8 protein-coding genes are annotated in these 11,788 nt (G+C 74.3%); 2 read left to right on the top strand and 6 right to left on the bottom strand.

Translation table 11 applies throughout. The features are described from left to right. Nucleotides 1–67 precede the first annotated feature (67 nt). Together AB0E91_RS28430 and AB0E91_RS28425 are read left to right on the top strand one after the other, a co-directional pair. Entirely contained in the window at nucleotides 68–3,100 is a 3,033-nt protein-coding gene (locus AB0E91_RS28430; RefSeq protein ID WP_361787711.1) for a hypothetical protein, read from the top strand. Next, on the top strand, nucleotides 3,097–4,230 hold the full coding sequence (locus AB0E91_RS28425) for an MBL fold metallo-hydrolase (RefSeq protein ID WP_361787709.1): 1,134 nt from the start codon (nucleotides 3,097–3,099) through the stop codon (nucleotides 4,228–4,230). Before AB0E91_RS28430 ends, AB0E91_RS28425 begins: the two co-directional genes overlap by 4 nt. 1 nt (nucleotide 4,231) lies before the next feature. Here the strand turns inward: AB0E91_RS28425 and AB0E91_RS28420 are convergent, their stop codons facing one another. From AB0E91_RS28420 to AB0E91_RS28395, 6 genes are all read right to left on the bottom strand, one after another. Beyond that, nucleotides 4,232–7,339 (bottom strand): CHAT domain-containing protein, encoded by a 3,108-nt coding sequence (locus tag AB0E91_RS28420; RefSeq protein ID WP_361787707.1) that lies wholly within the window; start codon nucleotides 7,337–7,339, stop codon nucleotides 4,232–4,234. 23 nt (nucleotides 7,340–7,362) lie between these two features. Further along, nucleotides 7,363–8,133: a hypothetical protein gene (locus AB0E91_RS28415; protein WP_361787705.1), complete on the bottom strand. Its 771-nt coding sequence runs from the start codon at nucleotides 8,131–8,133 to the stop codon at nucleotides 7,363–7,365. 109 nt (nucleotides 8,134–8,242) lie between these two features. After that, on the bottom strand, nucleotides 8,243–9,235 hold the full coding sequence (locus AB0E91_RS28410; RefSeq protein ID WP_361787703.1) for a sugar kinase: 993 nt from the start codon (nucleotides 9,233–9,235) through the stop codon (nucleotides 8,243–8,245). Then, complete coding sequence (locus AB0E91_RS28405; RefSeq protein WP_361787821.1) at nucleotides 9,232–10,119, bottom strand: SMP-30/gluconolactonase/LRE family protein; 888 nt, start codon at nucleotides 10,117–10,119, stop codon at nucleotides 9,232–9,234. The genes AB0E91_RS28410 and AB0E91_RS28405 overlap by 4 nt, the downstream gene beginning before the upstream one ends. Before the next feature lie 44 nt (nucleotides 10,120–10,163). Further along, nucleotides 10,164–10,796 carry a bifunctional 4-hydroxy-2-oxoglutarate aldolase/2-dehydro-3-deoxy-phosphogluconate aldolase gene (locus AB0E91_RS28400; RefSeq protein ID WP_361787701.1) on the bottom strand — a complete coding sequence of 211 codons (633 nt, stop codon included), beginning with the start codon at nucleotides 10,794–10,796 and terminating at the stop codon, nucleotides 10,164–10,166. A 146-nt stretch (nucleotides 10,797–10,942) separates the two neighbouring features. Next, nucleotides 10,943–11,785, bottom strand: coding sequence for a hypothetical protein (locus tag AB0E91_RS28395; protein WP_361787699.1), 843 nt, complete (start codon nucleotides 11,783–11,785; stop codon nucleotides 10,943–10,945). Nucleotides 11,786–11,788 lie beyond the last annotated feature (3 nt).

The following is an 11,788-nucleotide window of genomic DNA, read 5'->3' as shown; positions in this document are numbered from 1 at the left end:
GGATCCGCCGGGCGAGGGCGGCGGCTTTCGGCGAACCTCCCGTACCCGCCGACAGTGAGGGGAGCCCATGAGCACGCGCCGTGCCGCCGCACGACTCGCTGAACTCTGGCCGCGTCTACCCGTGTTGGCGGGTGCCGACTGGCTGATGCACAGGCCGGGGCTGGTGGCGGAGATCGAGGCGATGGAGACGGCGCCCAACGACGGCGAACGGGCCGCGCGCGCCGGGCGGTTGTTGGCCCTGGCCGGAGAACTGCCTGCGGTCCTCGCCTTGTTGGGCCTGGAGAACGCAGTCGAAGCGGACGGGGTCGGCGAGTTGCCGTGGGGCGATGTCGCTCTGGCTCTCGCCGCGGCGGCAAAGACCGGAGGGCGGTTCCAGCAGGCCTCGCGTCTGGCCGCCCGGGCGCTGGGAGAGTACACCGACGGTCCGCGGCTGACGAACACCCTCCTCGCCGCCGGAATCGCCGCCGCGCTGGGCCTCGGCACGGAGGAACTCGCCGAGCCGGAGCAGTGGGAGGAGTCGGGGCCCCTCGGCGAGCGGCGCAGCACACTGGGCGGTTCGGTTCCACGGCTCGTCCCCTGGGCCGACCCGCTGCCGTGGCTCGTCGGGCACCCCGAGGAGGCGCAGTGGATCGCCGACACCTGGCAGCTGGCCGTCGGTGCCCGGCACCGGGTCCGTCTGCTGACGGACGTCGAGAACGCCGAGGCCGCCGCCGTACTCCTGCAGGGCGCCGGTGTGGCTTCCGTCCTGAACGGCGCCTGGACCGCCGACGCGTCGGAGGTTCCCCGCTGGAGCTGGCCCCTGCGCCTGGCGGTCCCGGCCGTCGGCGGCCCGGCCGTCCCGCTGCAGCAGGAGCTGCTCACCGCGGCCGGGGCGAAGGCCGGACTGCTCAGTCAGGTCGCCACCGAGGGCCGTTGGAGCCGTGCGTCGTTGCTGCTGGTCCCCCACGCCGGGGACGGTGACGCGCTCCGCTCGCCGGGTGGGCCGCACGCCACCGCTGTGATCGTGGTCTGCGAGTCACCCGAACTGGTGCCGACTGCAAAGGAGTTGCAGTCTCTCGCCGTCCGGCACCGGGCCGCCTTCGCCGCCACGGCGCACCCCGGCCCTACGGCGGGACGCTGGCTGGAGACCCTGCTCGACCGGCTCTCCCTCGACCTGCCCCTCGACATGGCTCTGCACGGCACCGCCGAGGAACTCGGCCTGCTTCCGCCGGTCATGGCCGCGGACCCCCGCTTCCTCGATTCCACCCGGATCCGTCCGGTGCTGGCCGCCGTCCCGCCCGACGCCCTCGAACCGTCCGAGCAGGCCCGGGTGGGCCGCGCCCTGCGGGGAGGTCCCGGGGCCGAGGACACCAGGCTCGCGCCGGCAGCGGCGAGTGACCTGCGGGCGATGACTCACCGGGCACGGCGGACGCCCGCGCGGTACCTGCGGGCCGACGTGGTCGGTCCGGACGGCACCACCCCGGCCCTTGGCATCGCCCCCCACGGCGTGTTCCACGTCCGGGTGCTCCTCGCCGCCGCCCCGGGGGCACACCCCGCGGAGCCGGTGTTCCCCGCCGACACCCTGCCCCCGGGGCGGGCCCACCGGCTGACCGTGCTCGCCACGGATCTCACCCTCGCGCCGGGCCACGACCGCGCCGCGACACAGGAGATCGAACTCCCCGGTGACGGCGACAGCACCTGCGCGCACCTGCGCTTCACCGCGGGTGACCCCGGCACGGACATCAGGATCTGGGTCGCCGTGCTCTACGGCTCACGCATCCTCCAGACCGGACTGCTGACCGGACAGGCCGGCGCACGGGAGGCACCCGTGTTCCGAGTCGAGTCCGTGGTCCGTGCCCCCACCGGCGAACTCGATCTGGCGCGGCCCCACGACGCGACCCTTCTCGTCGGCCGTACGGCACACGACCTGCCGCTCGTCACGGCCCGGACCAAGGAGTTCGTCCACCGGACCACGTCGCACGACCTCCGCAGATCCCTGGACGTACTCCTCCACGGTCTGAGCAGGCTCGTCAACGGCGCCGACAGCTTCGGCAGTTACCAAAGTCCCGAGTTCGCCGAGCTGGTGATCGATACGGCGCGGCGCGGACGGAGGCTGCGCAAGGCACTGTTCCCGGACGACTGGGAGAGCGGCGGACTGGTCCGGCAGCTGCGTGAGGCGCGCAGCGTCTCGGTGTTCTCGGCGGCACCGGAAGCCATCCTTCCTGTCGAACTCCTCTACGAACGCGAGCTCGAGACCGCGCCCGGACGGCAACTGCACCTGTGCCCCCACGCCCCCGCACAGGTGGACCGCCACGACTGCGGGGACTGCCCGGAGCGGGAGGACCGCACGAGCGTCTGCCCCTTCGGCTTCTGGGGGACGTCGAAGGTGATCGAGCGTCATGTCCGGCGCGAATCGGCCGACACTCGCTTCGCCCTCGCCGTCAGCGCGGACATCGACCGGCACGCCTGCGACCTCGACCCCGCCTGTGCGGCCGCGGCCGCGCGCGCCGACCACAACGACGTCCACGCCTGGACCACTGCCGCCGGTGCCTTGGCGGAGGCGGAGCCGGGGGCCGTCCGGCTCGCCGGCGACTGGACGGAGCTGTACACGCTGGTGCGCGGGCTGCGCGAGGCGGACACTCCGCCCGGCGCCGTCCTTCTCTTCCCGCACTCGGTGGAGAAGGGCGACGGTGTCACCGCCCTCGGTCTGGGCGAGGACGACGAGGTCGACATCCTCGACGGGCTGGAGTTCCTCTTCGCCCGGGACGGCGGGCCGGAACCGGTCGTCCTCCTGCTGGGCTGTGCGACCGCCGGCGGCACGACGCCGTTCTCCGACGCCTCCACCGCACTGCTCGACGACGGCGCTCCCGGTGTCGTCGCCACCGCGGTCCCGGTACTCGGGCAGCACATCGTCCCCGTCGGCGTACGGCTGCTGGCGGAGCTCCGGACCGCAGCCGCCGAGACGTCCGGTTCGCCGCTGGGTGAGGCGCTGCTGAGAGCCCGCCGGAAACTGCTCGTGAACGGCGACGCCTGCGTGCTGGCGCTGGTGGGATTCGGCGACACCGACTGGGAGGTGCGTGCCGGGCAGGGCACGCCGAGCGGCCGGCAGGAGACGCCGTGATCACGGTGGAAGCGCTTCCGGCCCGTGCGGGGGACTGCCTGTGGGTGGAATGGGACGACGGGGCGCGGCGCAGGAGGATGCTCATCGACGGAGGCACTGTGCGGGCGGGTTCCGCGCTTGCCGAGCGGTTCGCCCGTCAGCCCGTCGGCGCACGGGACTTCGAACTGGTCGTGTGCACCCATCTCGACGACGATCACATCGGGGGGCTGCTCTCCCTGCTCACCTCGCCGCCGGAGGGCTTCGGCACGCGGGACGTCTGGTTCAACGGCCATCACCACCTGCTGCCGCCCGATCTGCTCGGCATGCCGAAGGCCGAGCGGCTCACCGCGCTGCTCGCGAGGACCGGCACGCCGTGGAACGCCGCGGTCGGCGGCCGGGCCGTGACCGTGCCCGCGGACGAGGCCGCACCACTGCCCGTGGTCGAGCTGCCGGGGCTCACGCTGACCCTGCTGTCCCCGACGTGGGAACGGCTCGCGGCACTGCGCGAGGACTGGGACGTCTGGAGGGCCGAACAGCGGCAGAAGGCGGCTGACACACCGGTGGCACCACCGGACCTGCTCGGGCCGCCGTCGTCCGCCGAGGAGATCCCCTGGCATCGTCTGGCCCTCGACTACAGGCCGGACCCGGCGCCCGGCAACGGCTCCAGCATCGCCTTCTGCGCGGAGCACACCGGCGACGGCAGCCGGGTGCTGTTCACCGGTGACGCGCACGCCGAGGTCCTGGCCGGTTCGCTGAGGCGGCTCGCGCCGGACGGCCGCTACCGGGTGGACCTGTGCAAGGTGTCGCACCACGGCAGCGCCCACAACACCAGTCCCGGACTGCTGTCGGTGCTCGACTGCGACCAGTGGCTGATCAGTACCGACGGCGGTTCCCTCGTCAGGGGTACGGAGGCTCGTTACCGGCCCGGGGAGGGCTCGCATCCGAGTCTGCGGGCCATGGCACGCCTCGTCCTGGGGAGCCGGTGGCCGACTCTGTGGTTCAACCACCGGGTGCCCAGCACCGAACGGTACGACGACGGATTCCTCCAGCAAAGGCTCGGCTACCGAGCCCGGTACCCACACCGCGGTACCTCGGGCATCGGGCTCGTGGTCGGACCCGGCACCGTGAGCCGGGCCGCTCCGCCCCGCTGAGTCACCCCAGGTGCACCAGGCCCGGCCACACCACCGCGGGCTGGTGGCCGGCCGCGTCCCGCTGCACTGCGGCCAGTGCCTGCGCCGGGGGCGTGCCGCTCGCCAGCAGGCGGTGGTAGGCACCCATGAAACCGGCCGCGAGTTCGTCGTCCAACGGCCACAGGGAAGCGACGACGGACCGTGCCCCGGCCGAGAGCAGCGCGGTGCCGAGCCCCAGTGCCTCGTCGGGCAGACGGACGCCGCCGAGCCCGGTGTCACAGGCGCTGAGGACGAGGTGCGGGGCGCCGGAGAGCCGTTGGTCCAGCAGCTCCGCGACCCGTACGCCGTCGCCGAAACGCAGCACGGAGTCGAGCGGCTGCTCGGGGTGCAGGTCGTAGTGGCAGATCACATGGGCCACGTCAGCGCCGTCGAACACCCGTTTCCACTCCGCGGGTCCGGGCTCCGTCGGCGGCGCCGCGGGTGCCGTACCCCGGGTCCGGACGACACGCCCCGCTCCCGGCGGTACCGCCTCGGCGCGGCGCGGGACCGACAGACGCCGGGCGCGGGTGTAGCAGCCGGCGACCAGGGCGGCCTCCGCCTCGGCGTGCGGCAGCCTGCGCTCTCCCGCGCCCGGATCGCATCCGACGACGATGCCGGGCGCCGTGGGCCAGGGCGTCTGCGGACGGACGGCGTGGCTGTGGGGCAGGAGCCTGGGCAGCGTGCGGAAGAGCAAGGACGCCGTCGGTGACACGGCCGCCGCGGACAGCGGCAGGGACGCGAGCCGCCCGACGGGGATCAGGCCGACCGTGGCGCAGCCGTCGAGGAGGTCCACCACCGGGGCCACCACGGCCTCCCAGGTCCAGCCCAGCAGCTCGCGCACCGCGGCGTCCCAGTCCGCGAGCACGGTGCCGGCCGGGCCCTGCCGCCGGGTGAAGACCGCCCGGAGCGTGGCGAGGCGGGATTCGACCTGCGCGCTCGTCACCGCGAGCGGACGCGCCACGGCTTGCCCGTCGGGGCGCACCACGACGGCGAATCCGCCCGCCAGAGTGGTCGCCCAGTAGACGAGCGGTCCGTCCAGTGTCCGCGCGGCCTCGACGACGTCGTCGTACCGGAGGTGGCGCGTGTGCTGCCCGGAGGAACGAGCCAGCAGCGTGGCCGTGCCCTCCTCCAGGCGCAGCACCGCCTCTCGCGCGGATCCCGCCCTCAGCTCCGCCAGTGCCGCGGCCGCGGCGACGCCCTGCACCCGCGTACGGGCCAGTTGCCGGTCGGCCTCGACGGTGCGCCGGGCGGTCAGTTCGTCGGCAGCGCCGAGGGCGGCCCGGTAACCGAGGGCCGCTGTCTCCCACTCCTGGAGAGCGAAGGAGGCGTTGCCGAGCTGTTGGCCCGCCTCGATGGTCACGAACGGCTCCTCCAGGCCCACGGCCTCGCTCCACCGCTCGAAGGCGCGGCGCAGGTCGGCGGCCTCGGTGGCGGTGAGCGACGCTTCCGCGCGGGGCACGCCGGGGGTCGCGGAGTCGTCGTGCAGCCCGGCTCGTTCGGCGTGGCGGCATCCGAGCAGGTAAGCGGCGCGGGCACGCACGGCGGACCCTGCGGGAGCGTGTCGCCATGCCTCGTCGAGCAGTGCGATCAGCTCGTCGAGCGGTGTACCGCGCCGCGTCCGCCCCGAGTCCGCCCAGTCGCCGAGCAGCGTCGCCTTGTTGATGAGGGAGCCGGCGCGGTCCGCGGAGGACGCGGGCGTCAGGTCGATCGCCTCGTCGACACGGGCGAGTGCCTCCCGGAAGTCCCTGTCGCTCTTGGTCAGGCGGCCCTTCTCACCGAGGAACAGTGCCAGGGAGTCGAGGGCGTCGGCCTTCGCCGGGACGTCGGTGGCCCGGTGCGTCACCCATCTCATGAGGGCGATGCCCCGTTCCAGGTCCCTGGTGCGGTGGTAGGAGTCGTAGCGCCGGTACAGAGCGTTGGCGAGGTTGGTACGCAGGCCCAGTCCGATGCTCAGCGGCAGCGATTCCTCCAGGCTCCGCCGTGCCACGTCGACCGCCCGGTCGATGTCCCGCCGGACTCCGTACAGGGTGAACCTCTCGGTCAGCAGCAGGCACACCTCGTTGGCCAGGACCGCCCGGCTCTCCGGGTCCTCGCCGGATTCGCCTTCGAGACCGCGCAGGGCCTCCTCCGTCAGGTCGATCGCCTCCGTCAGGGCGGCGCGGTCGTGGTGGGCGAGGTAGCGCAGATGAGCGACGGACGCCGCGGTGCCCACCACGGACGAGCGTGCCGCCGGATCGTCGCCGACCGCGTCCAGCAGCGCCGTGATCAGCTCCCATGCCTCGGCGAGGCGGCGGTCGTCCCCGTCCTGGGCGCAGCGCTCCCGCAGGACGCGGACGAGTAGTTCACAGTGCCGGACACTCGGGGGTGCGGTGGGATGGGCCAGGGCGGCCCTCGCCTGCCGCTCCGCCTCCGCCAGGTCGGCCGCGCCACCGGCTGCCGTGCGGGAGCGATCCAGGTGGGCCGATGCGAGTGACGCCTGGCCCTTCGCGGCGACGGACGGCTCTTCGCAGGCGGCCGTGATCGTGTAGGCGTCGATTGCCGCGCGCAGGTCTTCGCCGTCGCGGTGCAGTTCGTAGAGCCGGGAGTGGAGGTTTCCCCGCCCTCCCGCGACGATGGCGCGTTCCACGGAGGTGCCGGCGTGTCCGGTGGCGGCCGTCAACGCCGCACGCGCCTGGTCGAGATGCTCCTCCCGTCCGGTCAGGTCCCAGGACGTCATGAGGAGCGACGCGAGATTGACGTGGGCCGCGCACGCCCACTCCGGGCCGGCGAGGTCCGCCTGAGCCCGCCGGACGTCCAGAGCCTCGTCGAGGTCCCCTGCCGTGCGCCGCCGCAGATACCGCTGCAGCAACTCGCCGGAACAGAAGTCGGATACGAGCGCCCGGTCGTCGGGGGCCAGGTCGCGCTCCAGCAGGGCCAGCGCAACCGGTATTCCGTCGTCCCGCGGGTCGGGGCGGGCTGCGCCGAGTTCCTCGTCGTCGTCCGGGTCCCCTTCGTAGAGGTGCTCCACCCAGCGCAGTGCCTGACCCGGGCCTTCGGGGGCGGAGAGGTCGACGGCGGCCAGGTGCCGCCAGTTCTCAAGAGTCGTAGCCATGGTCGTTCCGTGGGTGAGCGGGCTCAGTTCGAGCCGGTGGCCGGGCTGGTGGCGTCGGGGATGTTCACCGTTTCGTAGAGCTGGCGGGCGTACTCCCAGGCGGCGGACTCGACCCAGTTCGGGCGCACGGTCACGTACCAGAAGGTGAACAGCGCCAGGTCCATCGCGCCGAGCGCCGCCCACAGCACGATCCGGCCCGCCCCGATCCCGGCTCCCACCGCACCGGCCCAGGCCGCCGCGCCCACGAGGCCGACGGTACCGAAGACGGCCGCCGTCAGGGCCCAGTTGCGCAGACCGAGAGCGTTGCGACGGAAGCCGTACTCGCAGTTGTGTTCGACGAGGAGGCCGGTTCCCGACAGTGCGCGGGCGCGCGCCCGCAGCACGGTGCCCACGGTCTCGTACACCTCGTCGGCCGTGGTGGGGTCGGCCTCCTCTTCCTCCTCGGACGGCAGCGGCAGCGAGTCTCCGACGATCCGCTGCACACGGGTACGCAGATAGCCGAGCTGTGTCCGGTTCATGGGCCCGCGCCAGCGCAGGAGTTGCACACTGGGCTTGCCGCCCCACGCCGTGAAGAGCTCCTGCTCGACACCCTTCCCCCGGGCGCGGCCGAGCGGTTCCGCGAGCAGAAGCAGCCCGACGAGTTGGACGAGCGCCCACAGCCGCCCGCCGTTCGCCCACTCGGGGGCGACGGCCACCACGGGCAGGGGAACGGGCAGCAGAGCGAGCATCACGGGCCGGATGCGCGCCTTCCAGGCATACCGGTCGATGGTGCCGAGTAGCGCGGCGACCCCCATACGGCTCCCCCCGGCCGTCCCGCTGTCAGGCGAATGTCTGGCCAAGAACTACCCGCGCGGCTCGCGGACCATGCGGCCGGCCGGCTCTCCTTCCCGTGACCTCCTCCGGTCACAACCTCGGTGTCTCCTCATACGCCTCCCACTCCTCGTCCGTCAGCGCAAGCAGCCGGTCGACACAGTGGTCCGGCGGAAGCGGGCCTCGGTCCGCGGCCACCTTCAGGGCCGACGCCGCCGTGATGTGCCCGAGGCGCAGGGCACGGTCCGCGGGTTCGCCGCGCAGCAGCCCGGCGAGGAAGCCCGCCGCGAAGGCGTCGCCCGCGCCCACCGGTTCGACCACGGTGACGCGCAGGGCGGGGACGGTGACGGCGTCCGAGGCGGTGAACGCCGTCGCCGTGCGGGAGCCGTCCTTGACGACGAGGATGCGCGGGCCGGGCAGTAGGCCACGCACGGCGGTGGCGGTCAGGTCAGCGCCCCACAGGTCCTGGGCCTCGTCCAGGCCGACGAGGACGATGTCGGCGCGGTCCGCGAGGGCGCGGAGTACGTCGGGGGCCGTGTCCTTCGGCCAGAGGGCGGGGCGGTGGTTGACGTCGAAGCTGATCGCGTGGGGGCGGTCGGCGGCGGGGACGGCGAGGGCGTGGGTGACCAGGGCGCGGCAGGACGGGGACAGGGCCGGGGTGATGCCGGTGAGGTGGACGAGGGCGGCTGTGCGCACCGCCGCGTGGTCGAGCAGGTCGGGGCCGAGGGCGGATGCCGCCGAGCCCTTGCGGTAGTAGTGCACGCGGGTGCCAGTGGGGGCCGGGTTCTTCAGCAGCAGGCCCGTCGGCCGGTCGGGGTCGGTGCGTACGTGAGCGACGTCCACCCCGGCGGCGCTCACCGCGGCGCGTACGCGGCTGCCCAGCGGGTCGTCGCCGAGGGCCGAGAGCCATGTCGCCGGGACACCGTGATCGGCGAGGTACATCGCCACGTTGGACTCGGCGCCCGCGACCGACAGCCGGAGGTGGTCGGTGTCGGCCAGCGGCCGGAGCGGGTCGGGGGCGAGGGCCGCCATGGTCTCTCCGACGCAGACCACGCGCCCCGCGACCGGGCGCCAGGTGTCCGTCACGCGAGGTCTCCCGCCACTGGTGACGCGGGGGCGGGGCGGAACGCGGGTGTGGGCGTGCCCGGCACGTCGACCGGCACCGTGAACACCGCGCCGTCGTACGGTCCCGGTGCTTCGAGGCCCACCCGGGCGGTGGTGACGTGCAGCAGCGGGCCTTCCAGGCAGACGCCCGCCGGCTGTCGCGCGGGGAGGCGGACGACGCGGTCGGGGGTGCCGTCCGGGAGGTGACGGCGTACCGTCCCGGTGCCCCACACCGCGCACCACAGCGCGCCCTCGGTGTCGACGGCCATGCCGTCCGGGCTCCCGTCCTCCAGGGTGAGGAAGTCCTCGGGTGCCCCGAGGGTGCCGGTGGCGGGGTCGACGGGGTGGCGGCGGACGACGCCGCGCGCGCTGTCGGCCAGGTACATGGTGCGGCCGTCGGCGGTGAAGGCGGGGCCGTTGGGGACGGTGATGCCGTCGAGGACGCGTACGACGGTGCCGTCGTGGTCGACGCGGTAGAGGGAGCCGGCGCCCTCGGTGGTGTCGTAGGCCATGCTGCCCGCCCAGAACCGGCCCGCCGGGTCCGCGACGCCGTCGTTCATGCGCATGGCGGGTCCGGGCCGGTCCTCGGGGGTGGCGAGCCAGGTGGGCGTGCCGTCCGGGGCGAGCAGGCAGATTCCGGTTCCGGCGGCGGCGATCCAGGTGCCGGGGCGGTCGGCGACGGGCGCCACCGCCCCCAGCGGGACGGGCAGCCGGAGTATCTCGCGCAGAGGGAGGGCCGGGTCGTCGGGGGTGGCGAGCAGGCGTCCTTCGAGGATGTCCACCAGGACGACACCGCCGTCGGTCCAGCGGATGCCCTCGCCCAGTTCCAGGCGGTCGGGGCGGGTGGGCCGGAACCTCCCGGTCAGGCCCTCGGTCGTGCTCCCGGTCAGGCCCTCGGTCATGTCCTCGGTCATGCCGTGGCCTCCTCGGCGACGGCACGGAAGGCACGGGCGCGCTCGCGCAGGGCGGTCAGGCTGCCGCCGTCGGCCGCGTCCGCGACGAGCGGGGAGCCGACACCGACCGCCGTGGCACCGGCGGCGAGGTAGTCGCGCGCGGCGGCCAGGTCCACTCCCCCGACGGGCACGAACGCCGCGTCGGGGAAGGGGGCGCGCAGGGCCCTGAGGTAGGCCGGTCCCCCGGCGTCGGCTGCCGGAAACAGCTTGAGCGCGGCGGCGCCCCCGGCGCGGGCCGCGATGATCTCGGTGGCGGTCATGACACCGGCGAGAACCGGCAGGCCCAGGTCACGGGCCATGTCCACGCCCGCGCCGAGACCGGGGGTGACGGCGAACGCGGCGCCCGCGTCCCGCGCGGCACGCGCGTCGCCGGCGGTCAGGACCGTGCCCGCGCCGACCGGCCGGTCGGGACCGAGTTCCGCGGTGGCCCGCGCGATGACACCGAGCGCGTCGGCGCCGCTGAGGGACACCTCGATCAGGCCGACGCCCTCCTCGGCCAGCGCGACCACCGTGCGCAGGGCGGCATCCGGGTCGGCTCCGCGCACGATGGCGACAAGACGGCGGGCGGCCAGGGCGGCTCGTAGATCCACGGACAGGGGCTCCTTCTGTGCGGGTGCGGGTTCGGTACTGCGGCGGGGCCCCGGGCGGCCGTCGCCACGCGGCCCACCCGGGCGGACTTCCCCGGTGCCACTCGGCAGCCCAGCGGCCCGGATCAGGCCAGGCCAGGTCGGACCGGTCAGGGGCAGCGGCAGCCCGCGGTCAGAACGAGCCGCCAGCGGACCTCGCCGGAGGCGGGAACGCATGCCGCGTCGCCCGCCCCGGCCCCGGCGAGGTCGAAGGTGCGGCCGAGCATGGGCTCGATTCCGGTACTGCGGTAGGGCTCCGTATCCGGGAAGCCGCCGAGGTTGCGCCACAGAGCCACCGACACCGGCTGCCCCTCCGCCTCGACAGCGAGGGCGAGCCGGTCGGCTCCGTCATGGACGCAGACCCGCCCGGTATCGAGGACGGCACCGACGGCCGTGCCGTCCTCGGGGCCCAGCCGGTCCAGACCCAGTCCACGCGGGGCGGGCCAGCCACCCTCCACCCAGGGAGCACCGTCCGGCCAGGGACCGTCCAGCAGAGGCGCCGCCTCCGGGAAGACACGGGTGGGCGTGCCCGCGCGAGCACGGAGTTCGGCCGCCTCCGAGAGGTCGAGCAGCGCGTGGGCGGCCCACACGAAGCGGTAACCGGGGTCGGCCACGAGCACGTACTCGGCCTCCACACCGTCGGTGGTCGTCCGGATGGTGCGGGAGAGGGCGAACGCGCCGCAGTCGACCCGCTCGGTGTCGCCGTCACGGGTCCAGGGCCGGGACCAGGCATCGCCGTGGTCGGGCGTGCCGCGCACGGTGGGAACGCACTCCTCCAGACCGCCCGCGTCCACGAAGGCGTCACCTGGTACGACACCGTCGCGGGCCAAATCCGGGCGCTGCCACAGCCATTCGCGGTCGCCGTCGCGCAGCGAGGTCCAACGTCCGCCGTGTCCGGGGTCGGTGGTGAACGCCAACCCGTGACCGGGGTCGGTGGTGAACGCCGGCGGCACGGC

This window comes from Streptomyces sp. NPDC026659, assembly GCF_040638245.1.
In the GTDB taxonomy this organism is placed as follows: domain Bacteria; phylum Actinomycetota; class Actinomycetes; order Streptomycetales; family Streptomycetaceae; genus Streptomyces.
This window is presented reverse-complemented; position numbering and strand designations above follow the sequence as displayed.

Excerpts from the sequence above, each read along its gene's own strand:
- AB0E91_RS28415 (WP_361787705.1), bottom strand. The coding sequence starts at position 8,133 with ATGGGGGTCGCCGCGCTACTCGGCACCATCGACCGGTATGCCTGGAAG.
- AB0E91_RS28420 (WP_361787707.1), bottom strand. The coding sequence starts at position 7,339 with ATGGCTACGACTCTTGAGAACTGGCGGCACCTGGCCGCCGTCGACCTC.
- AB0E91_RS28430 (WP_361787711.1), top strand. The coding sequence starts at position 68 with ATGAGCACGCGCCGTGCCGCCGCACGACTCGCTGAACTCTGGCCGCGT.